The sequence below is a fragment of the Bacillus sp. ISL-7 genome, from assembly GCF_018613065.1.
On sequence record NZ_JAGGQW010000007.1, the window covers coordinates 80456 to 102062 of the forward strand.

Annotated in this window: 21 protein-coding genes and 1 riboswitch; of the genes, 9 read left to right on the forward strand and 12 right to left on the reverse strand. The window is 40.6% G+C overall.

Annotated elements, in window-relative coordinates:
• Nucleotides 1–214 precede the first annotated feature (214 nt).
• From J7E66_RS02205 to ilvA, 3 genes are all read left to right on the forward strand, one after another.
• The gene (locus tag J7E66_RS02205; protein WP_214997821.1) at nucleotides 215–1285 is read left to right on the forward strand and encodes a branched-chain amino acid aminotransferase; all 1071 of its coding nucleotides are present in this window, start codon (nucleotides 215–217) and stop codon (nucleotides 1283–1285) included.
• A 280-nt stretch (nucleotides 1286–1565) separates the two neighbouring features.
• Nucleotides 1566–3599, forward strand: a complete 2034-nt coding sequence (locus J7E66_RS02210) for a Na+/H+ antiporter (RefSeq protein ID WP_214997822.1) — start codon at nucleotides 1566–1568, stop codon at nucleotides 3597–3599.
• A 313-nt stretch (nucleotides 3600–3912) separates the two neighbouring features.
• Complete coding sequence (gene ilvA / locus J7E66_RS02215; RefSeq protein WP_251032720.1) at nucleotides 3913–5085, forward strand: threonine ammonia-lyase; 1173 nt, start codon at nucleotides 3913–3915, stop codon at nucleotides 5083–5085.
• Between the two features lie 39 nt (nucleotides 5086–5124).
• On the opposite strand, the gene J7E66_RS02220 is transcribed toward ilvA, so the two are convergent.
• The 11 genes from J7E66_RS02220 to J7E66_RS02270 form a co-directional block, all read right to left on the reverse strand.
• The gene (locus J7E66_RS02220; RefSeq protein WP_214997824.1) at nucleotides 5125–5466 is read right to left on the reverse strand and encodes a zinc ribbon domain-containing protein YjdM; all 342 of its coding nucleotides are present in this window, start codon (nucleotides 5464–5466) and stop codon (nucleotides 5125–5127) included.
• Between the two features lie 153 nt (nucleotides 5467–5619).
• Entirely contained in the window at nucleotides 5620–6168 is a 549-nt protein-coding gene (gene hxlB / locus J7E66_RS02225) for a 6-phospho-3-hexuloisomerase (RefSeq protein ID WP_214997825.1), read from the reverse strand.
• Nucleotides 6162–6803 (reverse strand): 3-hexulose-6-phosphate synthase, encoded by a 642-nt coding sequence (hxlA, locus tag J7E66_RS02230; protein WP_214997826.1) that lies wholly within the window; start codon nucleotides 6801–6803, stop codon nucleotides 6162–6164. Before hxlA ends, hxlB begins: the two co-directional genes overlap by 7 nt.
• A 141-nt stretch (nucleotides 6804–6944) precedes the next feature.
• A complete protein-coding gene (locus J7E66_RS02235; RefSeq protein WP_214997827.1) occupies nucleotides 6945–7922 on the reverse strand; it encodes a LacI family DNA-binding transcriptional regulator in 978 nt (325 codons plus the stop codon).
• Nucleotides 7923–8100: 178 nt separating this feature from the next.
• Nucleotides 8101–8733 carry a bifunctional 4-hydroxy-2-oxoglutarate aldolase/2-dehydro-3-deoxy-phosphogluconate aldolase gene (locus tag J7E66_RS02240; protein ID WP_214997828.1) on the reverse strand — a complete coding sequence of 211 codons (633 nt, stop codon included), beginning with the start codon at nucleotides 8731–8733 and terminating at the stop codon, nucleotides 8101–8103.
• An 81-nt stretch (nucleotides 8734–8814) separates the two neighbouring features.
• The gene (locus J7E66_RS02245; RefSeq protein WP_214997829.1) at nucleotides 8815–10098 is read right to left on the reverse strand and encodes an MFS transporter; all 1284 of its coding nucleotides are present in this window, start codon (nucleotides 10096–10098) and stop codon (nucleotides 8815–8817) included.
• Between the two features lies 1 nt (nucleotide 10099).
• Nucleotides 10100–11059, reverse strand: coding sequence for a sugar kinase (locus tag J7E66_RS02250; protein WP_214997830.1), 960 nt, complete (start codon nucleotides 11057–11059; stop codon nucleotides 10100–10102).
• Nucleotides 11047–11814 (reverse strand): sugar phosphate isomerase/epimerase family protein, encoded by a 768-nt coding sequence (locus J7E66_RS02255; RefSeq protein WP_214997831.1) that lies wholly within the window; start codon nucleotides 11812–11814, stop codon nucleotides 11047–11049. The genes J7E66_RS02250 and J7E66_RS02255 overlap by 13 nt, the downstream gene beginning before the upstream one ends.
• A gap of 286 nt (nucleotides 11815–12100) precedes the next feature.
• Nucleotides 12101–12334, reverse strand: coding sequence for a hypothetical protein (locus J7E66_RS02260; protein WP_214997832.1), 234 nt, complete (start codon nucleotides 12332–12334; stop codon nucleotides 12101–12103).
• Nucleotides 12327–13190, reverse strand: coding sequence for a ParM/StbA family protein (locus tag J7E66_RS02265; RefSeq protein WP_214997833.1), 864 nt, complete (start codon nucleotides 13188–13190; stop codon nucleotides 12327–12329). Before J7E66_RS02265 ends, J7E66_RS02260 begins: the two co-directional genes overlap by 8 nt.
• A gap of 371 nt (nucleotides 13191–13561) precedes the next feature.
• Nucleotides 13562–14527 (reverse strand): quinone oxidoreductase family protein, encoded by a 966-nt coding sequence (locus J7E66_RS02270; RefSeq protein WP_214997834.1) that lies wholly within the window; start codon nucleotides 14525–14527, stop codon nucleotides 13562–13564.
• Between the two features lie 298 nt (nucleotides 14528–14825).
• On the opposite strand from J7E66_RS02270, the gene J7E66_RS02275 reads away from it, so the two are divergent.
• The 6 genes from J7E66_RS02275 to J7E66_RS02300 all read left to right on the forward strand — a co-directional run bounded on the left by J7E66_RS02275 (nucleotide 14826) and on the right by J7E66_RS02300 (nucleotide 21007).
• Nucleotides 14826–15578 (forward strand): SAM-dependent methyltransferase, encoded by a 753-nt coding sequence (locus tag J7E66_RS02275; protein ID WP_214997835.1) that lies wholly within the window; start codon nucleotides 14826–14828, stop codon nucleotides 15576–15578.
• A gap of 410 nt (nucleotides 15579–15988) precedes the next feature.
• Complete coding sequence (locus J7E66_RS02280; RefSeq protein WP_214997864.1) at nucleotides 15989–16372, forward strand: MarR family winged helix-turn-helix transcriptional regulator; 384 nt, start codon at nucleotides 15989–15991, stop codon at nucleotides 16370–16372.
• Between the two features lie 13 nt (nucleotides 16373–16385).
• Nucleotides 16386–17600: an MFS transporter gene (locus tag J7E66_RS02285; RefSeq protein WP_214997836.1), complete on the forward strand. Its 1215-nt coding sequence runs from the start codon at nucleotides 16386–16388 to the stop codon at nucleotides 17598–17600.
• Between the two features lie 92 nt (nucleotides 17601–17692).
• Nucleotides 17693–17887: a hypothetical protein gene (locus tag J7E66_RS02290; RefSeq protein WP_088085274.1), complete on the forward strand. Its 195-nt coding sequence runs from the start codon at nucleotides 17693–17695 to the stop codon at nucleotides 17885–17887.
• Nucleotides 17888–17985: 98 nt separating this feature from the next.
• Nucleotides 17986–18166: riboswitch (Lysine riboswitch) on the forward strand.
• Nucleotides 18167–18296: 130 nt separating this feature from the next.
• A complete protein-coding gene (dapA, locus tag J7E66_RS02295; RefSeq protein WP_214997837.1) occupies nucleotides 18297–19184 on the forward strand; it encodes a 4-hydroxy-tetrahydrodipicolinate synthase in 888 nt (295 codons plus the stop codon).
• 215 nt (nucleotides 19185–19399) lie between these two features.
• Nucleotides 19400–21007, forward strand: a complete 1608-nt coding sequence (locus J7E66_RS02300) for a ribonuclease J (RefSeq protein WP_374103820.1) — start codon at nucleotides 19400–19402, stop codon at nucleotides 21005–21007.
• A gap of 61 nt (nucleotides 21008–21068) precedes the next feature.
• Here J7E66_RS02300 and J7E66_RS02305 read toward each other — a convergent pair whose 3' ends face one another.
• Nucleotides 21069–21584, reverse strand: coding sequence for a response regulator (locus J7E66_RS02305; RefSeq protein ID WP_214997839.1), 516 nt, complete (start codon nucleotides 21582–21584; stop codon nucleotides 21069–21071).
• Between the last annotated feature and the right edge of the window lie 23 nt (nucleotides 21585–21607).

Sequence of the window (21607 nt, forward strand, 5' to 3'; positions counted from 1 at the left end):
TCGTGCCCATTTTAAATAGGTTCCATTACGTAAGATTTTGTTCATCTTAATCTTAGAGGATGGAAGTTTGTACTACTAAAGTGTTATAGTTAGATAATACAGTTAATTTCAATTCGGCTCCCCATTTGGATTTTACGTTTCAAAAGTTTAATATCGAATGAATATGGCCTACTTTTCAACAAGGTAAAGTAGAGAATCGACAAGAGGTGTAATCATGAAACAAGAAATTGGATTTATTCAAAGAGAAGTTTTAAAGGAAAAGCCTGATTTTGCTTCACTTGGTTTTGGTAAGTATTTTAGCGATTATATGTTTGTTATGGATTATCAACATGAAATCGGATGGTATGACCCGAGAATTACTCCATACGAGCCATTAACACTCGATCCTTCTGCGATGGTTTTTCACTATGGACAAGCTATATTTGAGGGCATGAAGGCCTATAAGACAGCAGATGGAACGATCCAGCTCTTCCGCCCTGAAAAAAACATGAGGCGATTGAATGATTCATGCGAAAGACTGTGCATTCCCCAAATTGATGAGGATTTCTTATTAAATGCCATTAAACAATTGATTTTAACAGAAAAGGATTGGATTCCTGATGGAGAAGGGACTTCTCTATACATTCGTCCGTTTATTTTCTCAACCGAACCTTATCTTGGTGTTCGTCCTGCGAAACAATATAAATTGCTAGTCATTCTCTCTCCATCGGGAGCATATTATGGTGACCAATTAAGTCCTGTTAGGATTTATGTGGAAGAACAGTATGTTCGGGCTGTTATTGGCGGAGTGGGCCATGTGAAGACTGCTGGAAATTATGCGGCTAGTCTGAAAGCACAAGAAAAAGCTGATGAAAATGGTTTTGCTCAAATCCTCTGGCTTGATGCAAAAGAGAAGAAATATGTCGAAGAAGTTGGCAGCATGAATATCTTCTTCAAGATCAATGGTGAAGTGGTAACACCAAGATTAAACGGAAGCATTTTACCAGGTGTCACCCGTGATTCGGTTATTGAATTACTAAAATATTGGAATATTCCTGTACGCGAAGAGAAAATTTCAATTGAAGAGGTTTTTGCAGCACATGCGCGCGGCGAGCTTGAAGAAGTTTTTGGTGCAGGAACAGCTGCTGTTATTTCCCCTGTTGGCGAATTAACTTGGAATGACCAAGCGATTACAATAAATGACGGTCAAATCGGCGAACTTTCTCAGAGCCTCTATGATGAAATGACCGGAATCCAACTTGGAAAAAAAGAAGATCCATTTAACTGGACAGTGAAAGTTGCCTAGGTGGAAGTTTAAAAATAAGGCGAACAGTGCCATTCACTGTTCGCTTATTTTTTGGGGCTATGTTAAAGCTCATTGTTGATTTTGGCACATGTGATTGGAGCGGAAGGCGCGAAGACTCCTGCGGGAGGCTCCCCTGACCGCCCGCGGAAAGCGAAGCGCCTGGAGCGGAAATCAACAGACCAGTTTAACTGAGTCTTTTTTTTAAAAAAGTGAAATTTCCCTCTCTAATGTGTTGAAAAATATCTTTGTTACACAAAATACTTAGGAGAGGAGACATGAAATGGAATTTTTTCTACTTACACTTTTATTGCTCGCTGTTATCGGCTTGTCCAGTTTCATCCATCATTTTATGCCATACATACCAGTGCCGCTGGTTCAAATTGCACTAGGGGTTTTACTTGCGGCACTTCCAATAGGAATTCATATCCCAATGGAGCCGGAATTGTTCTTCGTTTTATTTATCGCTCCCCTGCTTTTTCATGATGGAAAAAATGTTTCACGGCACGCATTATGGAAATTACGAAAACCAATCCTATTGCTAGCTCTTGGGCTTGTGTTTGTTACCGTATTCGCAATTGGATACTTAATCTATTGGCTCATCCCGTCGATACCATTGCCTGCTGCTTTTGCGTTAGCGGCCATCCTTTCTCCTACTGATGTTGTTGCCGTGAGTGCCATTTCAAGCAGGGTAAAGATACCGCAAACAATTATGCATATCCTTGAAGGGGAAGGGCTCATGAATGATGCCTCCGGTTTAGTAGCGTTTAAATTTGCAGTAGCCGCCACTGTGACGGGTGTTTTTTCATTGGCTGAGGCAAGCTGGAGCTTTTTAATTATTTCCATTGGAGGTTTAGTAGGTGGTGCCATTCTTGCCGTCCTTATTATCCAATTGAAAATCTTTATTCGACGGCTGGGGATGGAGGATGTAACGATTCACATGCTCATCCAACTCCTCACCCCTTTTGTGATTTTTTACCTGGTTGAGCATTTCCATCTCTCCGGCATTTTATCTGTCGTAGCAGCAGGCATTGTTCATACCATCTATCGCGATCGTGACCAATCCCCTGCATTGCAATTGCAAGTGGTTTCTCAAAGTACCTGGACCGTACTTATCTATATTCTGAACGGATTGGTATTTGTGCTGTTGGGCTTACAAATACCAAGTGTCATTAGTGAAATTTTTCAAGACCCATTGTTTAATAATTGGGAAGTGAGTAAGTATATTTTTATCATTTCTGCTTCACTTTTCGTCCTTCGCTTCTTGTGGATCGGGGCTGCCTGGCATTGGGGCTGGCTGAAAAAGCAAATCCAAATGCCTTCGATGAGAGCGATTGGCATCATTACGATTTCAGGTGTACGAGGGGCTGTTACACTAGCCGGTGCATTTACGATTCCCTATGTACTTGAGGATGGAAGTCCCTTTCCTCAGCGCTCATTATTCATCTTTATTGCTGCTGGGGTAATACTTGTAACACTAGTAGCAGCGAGTACTTTCTTGCCGATTCTCGCCAAGCCGGATAAAGGAAATACGGATAAACTTAAGGAGGAAATGGAACAGGTTGCTATGCTCCGGACAATTGACTCCGCGATTCGTTCGATTCGGGAATTGATGAATGATGAAAATCGTGGAGCAGCTGTCTCCGTTATTTCAGCATACACTCAAATTCGGAATCGCCTAACTAATGTAAGTGATGAAAACTCCGAGCGACTGAAATTAGTAGAAAATGAAATTCGGATGAAGGCCCTTGATGCCGAAGCCAACTACATCGAAAAATTGAAAAAAGAGGGACAAATTGACCGTGAAATGACTTATATGTCTGAAGAACATATCCATCGGATGAGGCTCGCGGTTACAAACCGAATCCACTTCCGTAGATTATTTATTTGGACCTTGGTTAAAAGAAGTTTGTACCAGGTTGTACATCTTTTTCTGCCAAATAACAAAGAACGGCTTATACATCGCCAAGCACAAATAAAAAAGATCATCCGACTAAAAGTAAACATGGCGAAAGCAGCTATTCAGTATTTGAAGAATCAAATGACTTCTGAAAATGCCAATATTTATTTAGTCATTATTGGAGAATATAGCGAATTAATCATGAAATTAAAACTAGCCAAAAAAGGCGCAGATTCTACTCACTACACACAATTACAAAGAGAATTACGAGTGAAAGCCTTTCAAGCAGAACGTGATGAAATACAGAACTTGTACGAAGAGGGTGAAATCACTATCGATGTCACACGGAAAATTCGTAAGCAGATCAATATACGGGAAGCCTATTGGATGGAAGAAAGTAGTTTGCATTCTCATTAATGAAATATCAAGAAGAACGAAGGCGGCAGGAACAATATCTCTGCCGCCTCTTTCCTTGGAATAACTTCATAATGTTCAGGCATGTTAACACCCCTTTCAACCTATATTTATTATTTTTATTTTTTACTTAATAGCTTTAAAAAATTCTTTTTTAGAGTGAATGAGTTCCCGCAGACTTAAACGTTTAATAGATATTTACATAGAGTTAATCAAGACATATTTTACTTTCTCCAGTACATCCTAAAAAGAAGAACCTTGTGGACGGAGGATGAAAAACTTGAACATCGATGATATCATCATTGCACGGGATAAAATGAAGGGAATTGTCCATATGACACCCCTTGATTATTCCAAAACATTTAGTCAGCTCGCTCATAATGAAGTCTATTTAAAGCTTGAGAACCTTCAAAAAACAGGCTCCTTTAAAGTAAGGGGCTCTTACAATAAGCTTAATTCACTATCAAAGGATGAACTAACAAAGGGAGTAATCGCTGCTTCTGCTGGAAACCATGCTCAAGGAGTAGCGTATTCAAGTCAAATGCTTGGCGTACCATGCAAAATTGTGATGCCTAAAGGCGCTCCACTTAGTAAAATTCTAGCCACAAAACAATATGGCGCTGAAGTAATTTTAGAGGGGGCCACATTCGATGATGCTCTCTCCTATGCATTAAAACTGAAAGAGCAACTCGATGCGACCTTTATTCATGCTTTTGACGATGAGACTATCATGACAGGACAAGGTACGGTCGGGTTAGAAATCCTCGACCAGCTTCCAGATGTGGAAGCGGTTATTTGCCCAATTGGCGGCGGTGGACTCATTGCTGGAGTTTCTATGGCAGTAAAGGAAAAAAATCCCCATATATCTGTTTACGGTGTTCAAGCCCTTGCCTGCCCAAGTATGAAGCAGTCCTTGTTTGAAAATAAACCTGTAATGGTTGACTCCACACCCACAATGGCTGATGGGATCGCGGTTAAAAAACCAGGGTTGAGGCCCTTTGAAATCGTTCAAAAATACGTGGATGATGTTTTTTGTGTCGATGAAATGGAAATTGCCAGGACCATGCTAATGGTTTTGGAGAGGAATAAGCTTTTAGTTGAGGGGTCGGGCGCCGTCTCACTTGCTTCCTTACTTTATGAAAAATTGAATATTAAGGAGAAAAAAGTGGTTGCTGTATTAAGCGGCGGAAATGTAGATATGAATTTTATTTCAAGAATTATCGAACGCGGTTTAGTTGAATCTGGAAGGTATGCTAATTTTACGATTACTTTAAAAGATAAACCTGGTGAACTTCAACGAGTATTGAGTTCAATAACCGATTTAGACGCCAACGTTCAATCTGTTAATCTCCATCGGATTGGCAAAGATATTTATCCTGGCTATGCCCAAATTGAGATTTCAGTCGAGACAAAGAATCACGATCATATTGAACAGCTGCATAAAGTTCTTACCGAGAAAAACTATCATGTGGAAATGGGGAATTACTAGGAGCTAGGCTTTATACCTAGCCCTTTTCATTCTTAGACACTATAATAACTTCTTAACAAATTCAGATTTTAAACTCATCGTGCCAAAACCATCAATTTTACAATCAATATTGTGGTCGCCATCCACTAAACGGATGTTTTTAACCTTTGTACCTGCTTTTAAAACAGATGAACTTCCTTTTACTTTTAGGTCTTTGATGACTGTAATAGAGTCCCCATCGGTTAAAACATTTCCATTTGAATCTTTAACAATATTTTGGTCTTCATTTTCTGTATCTGATTCTAAATTCCATTCATGAGCACATTCCGGGCAAACAAAAAGGCTTCCATCCTCGTACGTGTATTCGGAATGACATTTAGGGCAATTTGGCAAATTAGACATATGTTCATTTCTTCCATTCATCCCTGTTATTCTAATACATCCGAGGGTTTCTAGTCTAGGCGGTTATAATTGGTTTTAAAACACTTTCAAAAAAAGAGTGCCTGACACCAATTCGGTAATCCCCGAATTGGTGTCAGGCACCATTCACTTTTCCTATTCTAAATTGCTATGTCGGCCGAAAGCTAGGGTGTGGTCCACTTCGTTCAGCTGGCTGAAAAGCAGGCATAAGGTATCAAATAGAATATGAGCGCATTGATCGAATAAAGATCCAAGCGGTTGGATCGTTTTCAGCTCATTCTCGCGGCGATATTTTGTCGCTGCGGGTACATGAAGAATCTGCGTTGCCGCCATAGCTAATGGAGACTCTGGATTTGTAGTTACAGCTATTACCGAACAACCAAGTGAATGCGTTTTTTCAGCCGTCCAAACCACATTTTTCGTTGTACCTGAACCCGAAATCGCGACTAAAAGGTCACCTTCATCAATGGACGGAGTGATCGTTTCCCCTACAACAAAGACCGTTGCTCCCAAATGCATTAAGCGCATCGCAAATGATTTTGCCATTAACCCGGACCGTCCTTCTCCAATGACAAAAATCCGCTTGGCTTTTTGCAATTGAACCGCTAACTCTTGAAGCTGCTCCTCTTCGACTTGACTGAGGACCGTTTCCACTTCTTTTAATATAGTAGGAATGACTAACATGTTCTATTTCCCTCCGTTTGTAAAATAAGTTGTTTAAATTGTGCCGCTGACGCTGACGGATTATCCGCTTTCGTAATAGCAGAGCCAATAATCACAACGGCTGGGTTTAAAGACCCTACGAGGTCTTCGATCGAATCTAGAGTAATCCCACCAGCTGCCGCTACCTGAAATCCTGAAAAATCACTTGGCTTTGTTCCATGATTTTGACTGCCTAATTCCTCTTGTTGGTCCTTACTTACGTGCTCGCAAAATATGGCGTCCTTATATTTCCTTAAGTCTCTTTTTTGTTGATCAGAGGTATTTAACAGATCAATCATGACCTTTTTTTGATAACGATGGGCTACTTCCATGCAGGTATCAATTGTTACAAGGGGAGAAACTCCCATGACGGTAGCAATATCAGCCCCAGCATCAAAACACAGTTCAAATTCATAACGGGCATTATCAATCGTTTTTATATCAGCTACTATTTGTTTATTTGGAAATGCTTGTTTCATCTCTTTTATGCTAGCCACACCGAATTCTTTGATTAGAGAAGTACCCACCTCAATCCAATCAAGGGAATCCTCTACTCTCCTTGTTAACTCGATGGCTTCAGCTATTTCCATCCGATCCAAAGCAAGTTGTATTTTCATAATCAAACTCCTTTACATGGGGTTTAGATAAATCGGTTTACTAAATCGGTTTATGAATTGATTATACTTCATTTGTAAGCGTTTTTCAATGGACAATGTGTGCCCGAACCAGTTTTGGTGTCAGGCACTAATGAATCGTTTCTACACCAACTTGCTTGGAAAAACAAACACTCCCGGAGAAGTGTTTTCTTTATTAATCTGTTCAAATAACAGCTCTGCAGCCTTGTGTCCCATTTCTGATGCCGGCTGACTAATGAAGGAAATGGGGTCCTCTAGTAAATGAGCAAATGGAATATTATCAAATACTATCAACTCAAGCTCTTTCCCTAGCTTTATTCCCTTTTCCTTAATAAATTCTGTAACCGCGAGAAAAACACGATCATTTGCTGCAAAGATTGCTGTTGGTTTAACCTCTAATGAAAAAAGCTTTTCTAATTTGCTTTTCATTTCCGAGATACTTGATTCGATAATGAAATCTGAATTTACCTCTAATCCCGCATCTGTTACGGCCTTTTTATATCCAGCCAATCGATCGATACGAGTACTAACCGATAGCGGCTGCACCACAAAGGCAATATTCTTGTGACCCTTCGCTATGAAATGCTGCAAGGCCTTGTAAGTGGAATCGGTATTATCCGTAATTACTGAAAACACATCAAGATTCTCGACTCTTCTATCTACAAACACTACAGGATAGCCTTGACGCACCATGGTTTTATATAAATCATTATTTTGTCCAGTAGGAAAAATGATCAGACCATCTACCTGCTTTGCTCTCAACATTTCAATATATTTCTTCTCTTTTTCGGGATCATCATCTGCGTTACAGACGATGGCATGCAAATCATGTTGATGACAAAAATCCTCAATGGCACGGCTGATTTCAGTTGAAAAAAAATGCGTAATATTTGCAACAATGATTCCAACCATAGAGGTCCGCTTTTGCTTTAGACTTCTTGCGATAAAATTGGGCTGGTAGCCAAGTTCTTCAATCGCCGCTTCAATTTTAAGCTTGGTCTTTTCCCCCATATATTCAAACCGTTTATTTAAGTATTGAGAAACGGTACTTTTTGACACGCCTGCCGCTTTTGCTACGTCGGCCATTGTTACTTTTTCCATGCCTATCTTCCTCTTTCCTCTTGGTTCACTGACTTCATTTTAGCGGCAAATCTACTAATTTTCCAGTAATGATCGATTCAAAGTCGCCCACATGTAAACAAAGGAGGATGACCCCCTAAATGACAATGCACTTGTTTATAACCAAGTACTCGCCACTATGGCCATCCTCCCCTTATGCTTACCGAACTGACTGGACTTCTTCCATTAACTTCCTTGCATTCTCGGTGATCAAACTTAAATAATCATCCGTTAATGCTTTTTTCGGATTAACCAACGAACTTCCGACACCAACAGCAACCGCTCCAGCACGGATATAATCCTTGGCATTTTCCATGTCAATACCGCCAGTCGGCATTAACGGAATATGCGGCAGTGGACCCGCTAGATTTTTAAAATAACCAGGTCCCACACTTCCTGCTGGGAATACTTTAATCACATCGGCACCGTACTCATAGGCAGTTAGAATTTCGGTTGCGGTAAATGCACCAGGGACACTAATGACCCCATACCGTTTCGTCATCTCAATCGTTTCCTTCCGAACAGTTGGTGAAAAAACAAACTTTGCTCCTGACAAAATGGCTGCACGGGCAGTCTCAGCGTCTAAAACCGTTCCGGCCCCTACAAAAATCTCATCACCAAACACATCGGCCGCTTTTTCAATAATCGCTAATGCTTTTGGGGTTTCCATCGTAATTTCCAGAGCTGTGACTCCGCCTTCTTTTAGGGCATGGGCCATTGGAATGATGGTTTCCAAACTGGCACCGCGAATGACCGCAACAACCGCCCGTTTTTTGATTTCATCTACTCCCATTTTAAAAACTCCTTTTATCTCTTTTATGTTATATACAATTGGTAACAGCCTTGGAAAAATCCCAAAGCTGTTGACAGTTTTTTATGCACTCATATTTACATCAGATGGTTTGTTTCTTTCCTTTTTTGCCGCTTTTACCGCCAAAATGGTTAAAATAGCGGAAAGGAATAAAGATCCTGCCATGAAGATGTAAGAAGCACCGAATCCACCAGTCGAATCATTCAAATACCCTACGATATAAGAGCCAACAAACGATCCTAATGCACCCATGCTGTTAATAAGGGCCATCGCGCCGCCAGCCACGTTACGAGGGAGGATTTCAGGAATGATTGCAAAGAATGGACCATATGGAGCATACATGGCACCACCGGCAATAACTAATAAGACAAATGAAATCCAGAAATGGTCCGTTCCAATAGCATAAGAGGCATAAAATGCGACTGCACCAATTAATAGGAATGGCCAAACAAAGGCGTTTCGGTTCAATGTTTTATCAGAGAAATAAGAAGCTACTAACATAAGAATAATGGCTAAAATATAAGGTACAGAAGACAACCAGCCTGTTTTTACAATATCCATATTTGGTGCTGCTTTAATAATAGAAGGAAGCCACATTACAAACCCATATACACCAATGCTCCAAAGGAAATATTGAGCGCTTAACAGAATAACTGGTTTCGATTTAAAAGCTTCACCGTAATTTTTAACCGGCTTAATACCTTCTTGTTCTTTTGTTAATTGTTGTTCAAATTCATTCTTTTCTTGTTCGGTTAACCATTTTGCATCTCTTGGTTTGTCATTTACAACTTTCCACCAAATAAATGCCCAAATAACGGCAGGAAGACCTTCGGCAATAAACATCCATCTCCAGCCCACAGAGTTAACTAAATAACCAGAAACAATTGACATCCATAATACGGTTGCTGGATTTCCTAAGATTAAGAACGTATTCGCACGAGAACGCTCTGCTTTCGTAAACCAGTTACTTAAGAGTACAAGCATGGACGGCATTACCGCACTTTCCACTACCCCGAGGGCAAAGCGTATCACAAATAATAATTTAATATTGGTGATCATCCCTGTGAAAGAAGCTAATAACCCCCAAGCAATTAATGACCAGAAAATAAGGACTTTTGCACTCTTTTTCTCGGCAAAGGCAGCTCCAGGCACTTGGAAAAAGAAATAACCTAAGAAGAAAAGCGACCCAAGTAAGGAAGAAGTACCCGCTGTAATGTGAAGGTCCTCAGCCAATCCTGAAGCTGCACCGAATCCATAGTTAGCACGGTCAAGGTAAGCAAGACTGTAAGTGATAAAAGCAATTGGAATCAGACGTAACCATCGTTGTTTGGCAATCGTTTGTTTCATGTTATTTCACTCCCTGTAAGTTTTTTTCTATATATTTTGCTAACTCTTCTTTGGTTGGATAGCCATCGTTATCACCGGGTGATTGAACTGCTAACGAACCAATTGCATTTCCCCTTGAAACCGCATCATGAACGTGGAGACCTTCGAGTAATCCACTGATCACCCCAACCGCAAAGCCATCTCCCGCACCAACGGTATCAACAACCGTTTCGACATGAAAACCGCGAACGGTTCCTTCTTCAGTTGCTGTTTTATAAAATGCTCCCTCTGCACCAAGCTTTATGACAACAAGCTCGACACCTTTTTCCAAGTAAAAGGAAGCGATTTCACGAGGTTCCTTAAAGCCGGTTAAGATTTCACCCTCAGCGATTCCCGGTAACACGTAATCAGCTAGGAACGCGGCTTCATTCATTTCCTTCACCATTTCTTCTTGTGATGCCCAAAGTGTTGGCCTTAAATTCGGGTCAAAGGAAACCTTTTTGCCATTCTTTTTCATAAACGATAGAGCATGTCTTGCAAAGGCTCTGGCGCTTTCTGAGAGGGCTAATGGAATTCCTGTCATATGCAAGTGCCTTGCATTTTGAAAATAATCTTCATTGAAATCCTTACTATTTAGATGGCTCGCTGCCGAACCCTTGCGAAAATATTGAACCTCTGGGTCGCCTTCTAATACCATTGACTTCAATTGAAATCCAGTCGGATAATTTTTGTCGATCAACACATGGCCAATGTCAACGTTTTCATTTTTGAGCCTTTCGATTATAAATCTTCCAAACGCATCATTTCCGACTCTGCTTGCCCAACCAGAGCGGAGACCAAGCCTGGCAAGCCCAATTGCCACATTGGTTTCTGCACCGGCAAGCTCACGGGTAAATTGGCCAACTTCGTGTAAGGAACCTGGATGATTAGCCATAAACATCGCCATCGCTTCTCCAAATGTAATCACATCTAACTGTTGCATGATAAAGCCTCACTTTCTGTTATCATCTGAATAAACTCTTTTGTTTTCTCCTTTGGTTCGATAGGAAACTCAAGCGCCTTTGCGATTTCAGATGGTAAACTATTCATAACCTTCTCCCAGCTGTGACTCCCATCTTTTTGAAGAGGCACAGTGATGAACTCGCCATGATCATCTTCTACCTGTTTCAAATGCAGATAATGGACATATGGTGAAAGCTTGCTTAATGCATCGTCCACATCCTGACCGGAATAGTACCAGTTCCCTGCGTCAAATGTCATTTTTACTGGTGTGTCCTGCTCGGAGGCGCTTTCAAAAAAGGACGTTAATTGGTTGATATTCCCACCATGAAGCGTCTGGTCATTTTCAACTAGCAATTGAATTCCTTGGTGCTGGTTCAAAAAGGTATTCAGCTCGATGACATTTGATTGACCTTTATGAAAATGCCCTAGTGATACTTTTATCCATTTAGCTCCAAGTGCTATTCCTTCGTGAAAGATCTCGTTTAATTCCTTTTCATTTAAACCGTAATCTTTTTTCCATAATTCAATCGGAGCCGAGTACACAGTAAAAAGTTGATATTGTTCTATTTCTTTTCTAATGCTATCTAGAGGTAGATCTTGGTCCGACAATAATTCACGGCGAATTTCAATTCCAAAAGCACCGGACTCGGCAATGTGCCTAATGAATGAAGTTTGCCCCTTCTTCAACACTTCAAATCTATCATAAGCATTTAACGGGACAATTACATTTTCCATAACGAAGACCCCTTTTTAAAAAGTAATTCTGATAAATCGTTTTAGTAAATCGGTTTAGTAAATCGATTTATTCATATTATAATCCCAATGAAAGCGTTTTTGCAAGAAAAACTTTTTTTCTTTAATTGATAATCCATTGTGGTGCCTGACACCTTAAAAAATAGATAATTCACTCTGGTGCCTGACACCATAAAATGGATTCAAATTACTTTGAGGAAAATGTAGAAAAGGTAAAAGGTACGGAACCCCTAAGTATAGAATCCAAAAAAAAGACCCCATATAGGAGTTAGAGACCGAAGCTTTTCAACTTCAACTTGTCGATAGATTTTTCTAGTTTCATTTCTACCTTTTCATATTCTTTACGAATGACTCCGACACCCTGTTCCATATCTCGTTGGATCAGGCGTTTGATATATGTCGCAAAGTGAATGTACTGGTTACAATGTTCTAGAAGCTCTCTTTCATAAGGGTCATCGAGGTTGAAAGGGACGGACTTGATCTTTCGATTCAGTTCATTCATCAACAAAGACCGCTTTCCCCATAGAATAAAATCCGAAAGCATTGGCATATTGCGGACTGTATGCTTTGTGTCCATTTGTCCGGTAGAGGACGGGTCTGATTAGCTTGATATTACTAAAATGCTCTTTAATATGTGGCAAAAGATATTCAGCAATTCCTCCGCAAAGATAGGTCGGTTCGTATAAGTTCCACTTGCCCCGAAGTTCCGCCAGGATGGCTACTGCCATTTGTTTTTCTGTCATTTCCATGTCTGTTTCAGCACCGAAAGCAAGGGTCCCGCTTTTCCTGTCAATAAAGTAGCCATCTTCCACTCTTAAATAGTTGAAGGTACCACTTCCAGCGTCGATGATGTTCGCAATGTCCTCCGGCCTGTCTTCCATGCTGAAGTATGCCCCAGACCCTTCAGGAGCGACTTTTACTTCCTCGATGTAAAACGTCTTCCTAACATTGTTCACCGTGATCGTGTGTTCCCCTTTCAGCATCTTCTCCATACTTTCCCTGTCTCTATTCACCATTCCACGGATCGGCTGCCCAATCACTACACAGTTCCCTTCCGTTTTACCATACTGATGAACTGCCACCAGTACCCTGATCTTTGTTTCTTCGTGCGCCTTCGAAATATCTCTCGGCTCTCTTATTGCATGACATTCCCGCCAGGCGATATTCCCCACAAACAGCTTCTCGTCCCCGTACTCGACGATGTAGTCGCCGGCTTCCATTTGGCTGCTATCTGCATTCACCAAATGAAGATGGCGGTAAGGTCCAATTGTTGACCTAAACTTAAACACATCGTCCCTTGTTCTTCCTTTCACCTCGTATGCGCCGGCATCAATCGCTAATATCCATTTGTGAGTCATTTTTTCTACCCCTTTTAACAATATTTTGAAAGTGCACCTATGTCATACAACTAATCTTTTTCAAACTTAGTATATGAGTGGAGGCCCAAATGTGACACACACAAGTCATACAATACTGTTGATTGGAAAAAAGAAAAAACAATAAAGCAGGATATCCCTCAATCATGAAAGGCTTAGATTCTTACATCTTTGAAATACCGAAAAGGAATCTTAAAACTTAAAATTTTAACATAATCTTCCTATATAACGCGCAAAAAGCAGTGTGATTCATCTGAGAAACACACCGCTTTTATAGTTGTTTTTATTTTATATTCGCCTTTTCCTATGGTTAGTTTGGGCCATAATACTGATACCTGACCCTCTTTTTTTCTTTAAGGAATTAATAAAATTTTCCCTATGCTCTTACGGCTTTCTAGATAACGGTGTGCTTCTTGGCCATCGTGCAACGGGAAGGCTGTTGGTTCGGAAACTATTAATTTTCCTTCCTCCATCCACCGAAACAACTCATTTGAACGAGCTATTCGTTCTTCTCTGGACGTCAGCACATTCCATAAGTCTCCGCCTGTCAGAGTTTTTGATGTATCCATAAGCATCCTTGGGTCAACCAACGCTGGGTCGCCCCCTGCCATTCCGTAAAATACGACCGTTCCACCGGTGCGAGTAACCTCAAAGCTATCTTGAAGAGTAGAACCTACTGATTCGTAGACCACGTCTACGCCTTTGCCATTCGTCTCCTCGAGTACTTGTTCCTTCCAGTCATCCTTGTATAAAAAGACTTGATCCGCTCCCGCTTCTACTGCTGCAGCGCTTTTTTCAATGGAGGAAGTTAAGCCAATTGCCGTGCCTCCAAGTAATTTTACAATTTGAACAAGAAGCTGCCCCACACCGCCTGCTGCAGCATGTACCAGCACTGTATCATTCTTTTTCACCGCATAGCTATCCTTCGTTAAATAATGAGCCGTTAATCCTTGAAGCAATACGGATGCCGCTTCCGCAAATGAAATGGTGTCAGGCACTGGTATAGCTTTTTCAACTGGAACGGCTACTAGCTCGGCATTTGCATATGGTACATCGGCAAATGCCATCCGGTCGCCAATGCTGATACCTTGGACATCTGATCCCGTCTTTGCTACGATTCCAGCCCCTTCATACCCTAAGATAAAGGGTGGCTCTCCGGCTAGATGATAGTTTCCTTTTCTTCTATATATATCAGCAAAATTCAGACCAATTGCTTTCATGCTTAGCAGTATTTCGTCCGAACCAATCACAGGTTCCTCTATATCACCATATTCGAGGACTTCTGGGCCGCCAAATGTTTTGAACATAAGTGCTTTCAAATGAATTACCTCATCTTATTTAAATTTTTATGACTCGCTTATATTAAATAAGATCGTGAAAGGTAATGCAAATAATCGTTACCGTTATTTCTAATTTCCCGCACTCAAGGGTACAATTACCTCCTAATCGAATGCTTGGTTTATTATAGTTGAAAATAAACTTCAAAGGGTTCGATGTCTTCTAAAACATGAAGATTACATTTATATGTTGACATTCAAGGGATAAAGATAATAAATGAAATAGACTAGCGTTAGGTATAATCCACATCCACTTGTAGTAGAAAAGGAGACATTATCTATGGATAGAAACAAATTTTCAGCAATTGCTCATCGTAACCATGCATTTAGTAATCCAATTAGCGAAGCAAAGATCATGAAGATGCTCAGAATTGTATCGCCTAAAGCATCAGATAAGGTGATTGATATTGGGGCTGGGAAATGCGAATTGTTAATTCGGTTGGTGGAAAACTACCAGGTAACCGCCACTGCAATAGAATTGTATAACGGGTCCATTGAGGAAGCAAAGCGGAATGCTAGTAATAGAATTCCTGATGGCAGTATTGAATTTATCGTGGAAGATGCCAGTACGGCGGTCGAGAGATGTGAGCCAGACGGGTATGATTTTGGGATTTGTATCGGATCTACCCACGCCTTGGGCGGAATGGACCCCACACTTAAAACACTAAAACGTCTTGTAAAGAAAAATGGCCATATTTTAATAGGTGAAGGCTATTGGAAGCAGACTCCCAGTCCTGAGTATTTAGAGGCGCTTGGCGGTGCAAACGAGTCGGAATGTAAAAGCCATGCAGGCACTGTGAAGGCTGGTGAAGAATTAGGTTTAATCCCACTTTGGTCTTATGTTGCTAATGATGATGACTGGGATGATTACGAATGGCTTTATTCGATGTCGGTCGAGAATTATTGTCTTGAAAATTCAGATGATCCCGATTGTGAAGCGATGCTGCAGCGAATTCGTACATGGCGCCGGACCTATTTGACATGGGGCAGAGATACCTTAGGCTTTGGTTTGTATTTGTATCGAAATAACTAATAGGAAAAAATAGAGCTATACCAAGGCTTCATCCACATTTAATCAAACGTTTGATTAGTTTTTTCAAGTAAATTTTCTGCTTTTTTTAATCAATCGTTTGATTAATTTTTTTTCATAATAAATTACCAACCTCATTAAAACCTTATACACCAAGGTCTCAGACCCTTTTAATCAATCGTTTGATTAGTTATCCAGAAAAAACCTTAACCTCCAAAAATCCATATACACCAAGGCCTCATCTCGTTCCAATCAAACGTTTAATTAGTATCATCCCACCTCTGACATTAGACATTTTGTTATCATCTCTGTTATACTATAATAGTTACCCAAGGTAATTATTACTCTAACTAACCATTTAACAAGGGGTGTTTCAAATAAATACTTCTCAAAAATTTTTCCACCAATTCCTGATGTTGTACCGTCCGTTTGAGAATAAACTAAATTTCCATCTCGCCGAGCATAATCTCCACAGAGCGCAATGGTCCATATTTTACTACTTATTCAATAATGGCCCGGCAACGCTAGTGGAACTCTCTCATTATTTATATGTAGAGAAGCCCACGGTCACCCGGACCATGAACCGCTTGGAAGAATTGGGCTATGTCGAGCAGGTTCCGAGCAATGATAAACGTGAAAAAAGAACACAGCTGACAGAGCTTGGGAGAAAAGTATATACGGAAGTCCGTGTGACGATTGATCAGTATGAAACGGACATTTTAAAAGGCATCTCAGAGCATGAACAGCTCGAGGCTATCCGCATTATGGGGGAAATTCGTAAAAATATTATTAAATAAGGGGTTTTAAAAAGTGACTCAACCTAGAGCTAAACTGTGGACAAAGGATTTCACTATTGTTTCTGCGGTCAATTTTTTCGTAACTTTAGTCTTTTATTTATTAATCGTAATCATCGGTGTTTATGCAGTCGATGAATTTGGTGCTTCTACAAGTCAAGCAGGGCTTGTAACAGGAATATTTATTGTCGGGTCTTTAATTGGCCGGTTGTTGATTGGCCGGTTTATTGAGTCAATTGGCCGAAAGAAAACGTTATTCATTGGTGTCATTTTATTTATTTTGACGCTTCTTTTGTATTTTGTGAACTTCGGGATTACCTTCCTGCTTATTACCCGCTTACTCCATGGGATTGCAGGCGGAATGGTCGGGACTGCTACAGGTACGATTGTGGCCCAGATTATCCCGGCTGCTCGAAAAGCGGAAGGGATTGGCTACTTCAGCATGAGTGCAACACTCGCTACCGCTATCGGGCCATTCATCGGACTCTATATGACCCAACATACAGATTTCCAAATGATTTTTATCTTCTCCCTTGCTTTAGGGGTAATTAGTTTGATCACTGCATTCTTCGTCGATGTGCCTCCATTAGTTGTATCTGTAAAAACATCTGAAGTAAAGGGATTTAAGCTTTCCAACTATATTGAGCCAAAAGCACTGCCTATCGCTGTTATTACACTGGTAGTAGCTTTTTGTTATTCCAGCGTTCTTTCTTTTATTAACTTCTATGCGATTGAAATCGACTTAGTTAGTACGGCGAGTTTCTTCTTCCTAGTCTATTCTATCGCAGTATTGTTATCACGCCCGATCACAGGCCGCTTAATGGACCTGAAGGGTGCAAACTATATAATGTATCCGGGCTTTGTCCTCTTAGCAGCCGGCTTATTTCTATTAAGTTCAGCAAGTATTAGCATCACTTTATTGGTAGCAGGAGTTCTAATTGGCCTTGGTTTCGGTAACATGCAGTCAAGCACCCAGGCAGTGGCCGTTAAAGTAACTCCTCCGCATCGGATGGGTTTGGCGACATCGACCTTCTTTATCTTTCTTGATGCAGGACTTGGATTCGGTCCATATATCCTTGGATTCATTATTCCATTAACCGGCTTTAGCAGCCTGTATGTAATCTTAGGTATTGTCGCTCTGGCAACCTCAATTCTTTACTATTTTCTGCACGGCAAGAAAGAACGTTCAGGAAGGACGATTATGACTGGACCAACCCCCGACCCTAATTGATTTCAGGTAACCGGCCGATCGAAGGCACGCATAAAACCGGTTTATAGCCAATATGATAAACATAAGAATCCTAATTAAAGGGGTCGGTAGATATGATAATTTTTAATAAAATTGCATTATCATTTGTTGTCTTTTTTTCCTTCAGTATTATCATAAATACTTATTTGGGAGAAAAGGAACGGGTCCAATCTAATGTTATTTACTTTGTTATGAACGGGTTTGCTTATATTGTATCTGCCTTAGAAGTTGAAAAGGATAAACTGAGTTTAGAAACGGCAGAAATATAGTGTGAATTTCAAATAAAGTTCCAATTGCCCTTGAACCAAAAGGAATATTCTGATATATTTACTATCAAATAAATATTTTCTTACTTCTTGTTTTTTGAAGTGAGGATAGAGGCGCAAAGACCATTAGTACACAATATGAGGATAATGAGATCCAATGATGATTGTGAAAAGGGGAATTTGCCGAAGCTTCAATGAATCTCATTGGTCTTGAAGCTGGTTCTGCTATTGAAAAAATACAGAACTGTCATATAGGAAACTATATGGAGGGCTATCTTACGCACGGGAACTTATTTTTCTTATGTTTCTACTGCAACAGCGAACCCTCGTTGTTGCTTTTTTGCGTTAAATTATGAATGGCCTTTACCCACCTCTAAATTTTATAAAAATTTTAATTAAAGGGTGAGAAATGATGAATTTTGGCCAAGTTTTAACCGCAATGGTTACGCCATTTGATCAAAATGGTGAAGTAGATTTTAACGCAACAAGAATACTTGTAGATTATTTAATCGAAAATGGTACCGATGGAATCGTAGTTGCTGGTACAACCGGAGAATCTCCTACATTAACAACGGAAGAAAAAGTGGCATTATTTAAATTTGTTGTCGACGCTGTCAATGGAAGAGTTCCGGTTATCGCTGGAACTGGCTCAAATAACACGAGAGCTTCCATCAGCTTAACAAAGCTGGCTGAAGAAACAGGAGTCGATGGGATTATGCTTGTTGCTCCTTATTACAACAAACCATCCCAAGAAGGCATGTATCAGCACTTCAAAACGATTGCTGAATCTACACCATTACCGATTATGCTTTATAATATCCCCGGCCGAAGTGTGGTCAACCTGCCGGTAGAGACCATTGTTCGACTTTCACAGATTCAGAATATTGTCGCCTTAAAAGAAGCAAGCGGTAACTTAGATGCCATGGCTGAAATTATTAGCCAAGCACCAAGTGATTTTACCCTTTATAGTGGTGATGATGGTTTAGCATTGCCGGTTTTAGCCATTGGTGGAGCTGGAGTGGTTTCCGTTGCTTCCCATGTCATTGGTAATGAAATACAAGAAATGATTAATCATTTTAAAAATGGGAATGTCCAAGATGCAGCTAGTGCCCATCGCCGTCTTCTCCCGATTATGAAAGCATTATTTGCGGCACCAAACCCAGCACCGGTAAAAGCCGCATTGAATATGAATGGAGTGAACGTTGGAGGTCTTCGCCTGCCATTGCTCCCGTTAACCACCGAAGAGCAAAGAACACTACAAGGTGTTCTACCAGCAAGCAATGTTAAAGTATTAATCTAAATACCGATAAGAATAGCTGCCAAACTCCGTAAAAAACCGGGTATTTGGCAGTTTTTTTTTGTCGACAAAAGTTTTACCTCCCTTATCCGATAAAGTAAATCCAAAGGGGCATACTATTCTTATTTACTTGGAATAAGGAGGATATTAACTTGCGAACTAATGATAATAAATTATCTATTTTCGCCTTAGGCGGCATAAATGAAATCGGTAAAAATATGTATGTGGTTCAGTACGCAGATGATATTTTTATCATTGACTGCGGCGGTAAGTTTCCAGATGAAAGTTTATTAGGAATTGATTTGATTATCCCCGATATTACTTACTTAGAAGAAAATCAGGAGAAAATCCGTGCTCTAATTGTGACCCATGGGCACGAAGATCATATTGGCGGTATTCCTTATATCTTAAGAAAATTAAATATCCCTATCTACGCTACCCATTTTACACTTGGTTTAATTGAATTAAAAATTGACGAGCATCGTCTCCATGGAAACACCAAACTCATGACAATTGACTCTAATTCAAAACTTGAGTTTGGAGAAACCACTGTATCTTTTTTCAGAGTAAGTCATAGTGTTCCTGATTGTCTCGGTATTGTCTTTCATACACCTGAGGGTAATGTCGTTCATACCGGGGATTTCAAGTTTGACTTAACGCCTGTGAATAATCAACATTCAGATATTCATAAAATGGCCAATATCGGTCAGCAAGGTGTGTTAGTTTTAATATCTGAAAGTACGAACGCTGAGCGTAAGGGGCTAACACCGTCCGAGCAAATGATTGGTGGCAATTTGGATGAAGCCTTCATGAAAGCTGACGGGAAAATCTTTATCTCCACTTTTGCATCGAATGTTAATCGGGTTCAACAGGTCGTTGCCGCGGCGATAAAGGCCAATCGAAAGATCGCTCTTCTTGGCAGGAGTATGGTAAATGTGGTCTCTGTTGCGATTGAACGTGGTTATTTAACTATTCCCGATGGGATGATCATCGAACCACGTGAAGTCGATCGACTTTCTCCTGAAAAGGTGGTTATCCTTTGTACGGGGAGTCAAGGAGAGCCAATGGCTGCCCTTTCTCGTCTAGCGAGCGGAAACTTTCGTGATGTCTCCGTTTATCCCGGAGACACCGTTATCTTAGCCGCATCTCCAATACCAGGAAATGAAAAGGACGTTTCTCGGATCATAGACAATTTATTTCAACTGGGAGCCAAAGTTATCTATGGATCCGGAAGTTCAACCGGTATGCATGTTTCTGGTCATGGCTATCAGGAAGATTTAAAACTGATGCTTACCTTAATGAAGCCGACCTACTTCATTCCGATTCACGGTGAATATCGAATGCTGCACCACCACCGTTTGTTAGCTGAGTCCGTTGGAGTAGAGAAGGGAAATACCTTCATTATCAAAAATGGTGATGTCGTCGATGTTGAAAACCAGGTGGCCCGTCAGACTCGGTCGATTCCAGCCGGAGATACCTATGTGGACGGGATGGGCGTTGGCGATGTCGGGGACATTGTATTACGAGACCGTAAACAGCTTTCTGAGGATGGCATGCTCGTAATTGTGATAACCATTAGTAAAGGTGACCGAAGGATTATATCCGGACCTGACACCATTACACGTGGTTTCGTGTACGCAAGAAATTCGGATGAACTTCTAAAAGAGATTAACCGCCTTGCTAAGAAAACCATTAATGACCTGCAAAGCGAGAATATCCGGCAATGGAATGTAATCAAACAGAACATAAAAAAATCAGTCGGACAATATGTATTCACCCAAACAAAGAGAAAGCCAATGATCCTTCCTATTATTATTGAAATTTAAAACAAAAAAATGGTGTCAGGCACCATGTGAAGATTTCACATGGTGCCTGACACCTCATTTTTTATCCAGTTGGTAATTTTATTCTATCTAAGATGGTTGTCAGGTAATTTCTGACTGTGCTAATTTTTGTTTTTCTCTCGGTTAGCGGTTGGAACTCTTCGATGTTCTGTTCGTTTTGGTTTGAGTCTTCATCGATTAGTTCGGGGCAGTATATTCGCTGTCCATTGATGATGCTGCGAATCGATCCTGCTAATTCCTCACTCGGGCTATCCTTCAATAAATACCCGCTTACATCCGCTTGTAAGGCCCTTCCATAATACCCACTCCTGGCAAAGGTTGTTAGGATGATAACCTTACAACCAAATGCCTTTAAAGACTCAGCTGCCTCAAGACCGCTCATTTCAGGCATCTCAATATCCATGATACAAACATCTGGCTGCAACCGGTGCACTAGTGCAAGGGCTTCTTCCCCATTGCTAGCCTGCCCGACTACTTCCATATCCTCTTCCAAATTGAGGAGAGAACCAATTGCCCCTAGCAGCATTTCCTGATCCTCAGCAATAACAATTCGAATCATATAAGTTCCCTCCTTATCTGTCA

What these genes read in the sequence shown, in the direction of transcription:
- J7E66_RS02210 (WP_214997822.1), top strand. Translation starts at nt 1,566, where the DNA reads ATGGAATTTTTTCTACTTACACTTTTATTGCTCGCTGTTATCGGCTTG.
- J7E66_RS02280 (WP_214997864.1), top strand. Translation starts at nt 15,989, where the DNA reads ATGTTGTACCGTCCGTTTGAGAATAAACTAAATTTCCATCTCGCCGAG.
- J7E66_RS02290 (WP_088085274.1), top strand. Translation starts at nt 17,693, where the DNA reads ATGATAATTTTTAATAAAATTGCATTATCATTTGTTGTCTTTTTTTCC.
- J7E66_RS02205 (WP_214997821.1), top strand. Translation starts at nt 215, where the DNA reads ATGAAACAAGAAATTGGATTTATTCAAAGAGAAGTTTTAAAGGAAAAG.
- J7E66_RS02240 (WP_214997828.1), bottom strand. Translation starts at nt 8,733, where the DNA reads ATGGGAGTAGATGAAATCAAAAAACGGGCGGTTGTTGCGGTCATTCGC.
- dapA (WP_214997837.1), top strand. Translation starts at nt 18,297, where the DNA reads ATGAATTTTGGCCAAGTTTTAACCGCAATGGTTACGCCATTTGATCAA.
- J7E66_RS02220 (WP_214997824.1), bottom strand. Translation starts at nt 5,466, where the DNA reads ATGTCTAATTTGCCAAATTGCCCTAAATGTCATTCCGAATACACGTAC.
- J7E66_RS02260 (WP_214997832.1), bottom strand. Translation starts at nt 12,334, where the DNA reads ATGAATGAACTGAATCGAAAGATCAAGTCCGTCCCTTTCAACCTCGAT.
- J7E66_RS02275 (WP_214997835.1), top strand. Translation starts at nt 14,826, where the DNA reads ATGGATAGAAACAAATTTTCAGCAATTGCTCATCGTAACCATGCATTT.
- J7E66_RS02265 (WP_214997833.1), bottom strand. Translation starts at nt 13,190, where the DNA reads ATGACTCACAAATGGATATTAGCGATTGATGCCGGCGCATACGAGGTG.
- hxlB (WP_214997825.1), bottom strand. Translation starts at nt 6,168, where the DNA reads ATGTTAGTCATTCCTACTATATTAAAAGAAGTGGAAACGGTCCTCAGT.
- J7E66_RS02235 (WP_214997827.1), bottom strand. Translation starts at nt 7,922, where the DNA reads ATGGAAAAAGTAACAATGGCCGACGTAGCAAAAGCGGCAGGCGTGTCA.
- J7E66_RS02255 (WP_214997831.1), bottom strand. Translation starts at nt 11,814, where the DNA reads ATGGAAAATGTAATTGTCCCGTTAAATGCTTATGATAGATTTGAAGTG.
- hxlA (WP_214997826.1), bottom strand. Translation starts at nt 6,803, where the DNA reads ATGAAAATACAACTTGCTTTGGATCGGATGGAAATAGCTGAAGCCATC.
- J7E66_RS02250 (WP_214997830.1), bottom strand. Translation starts at nt 11,059, where the DNA reads ATGCAACAGTTAGATGTGATTACATTTGGAGAAGCGATGGCGATGTTT.
- ilvA (WP_251032720.1), top strand. Translation starts at nt 3,913, where the DNA reads ATGAAGGGAATTGTCCATATGACACCCCTTGATTATTCCAAAACATTT.
- J7E66_RS02305 (WP_214997839.1), bottom strand. Translation starts at nt 21,584, where the DNA reads ATGATTCGAATTGTTATTGCTGAGGATCAGGAAATGCTGCTAGGGGCA.
- J7E66_RS02245 (WP_214997829.1), bottom strand. Translation starts at nt 10,098, where the DNA reads ATGAAACAAACGATTGCCAAACAACGATGGTTACGTCTGATTCCAATT.
- J7E66_RS02300 (WP_374103820.1), top strand. Translation starts at nt 19,400, where the DNA reads ATGTATGTGGTTCAGTACGCAGATGATATTTTTATCATTGACTGCGGC.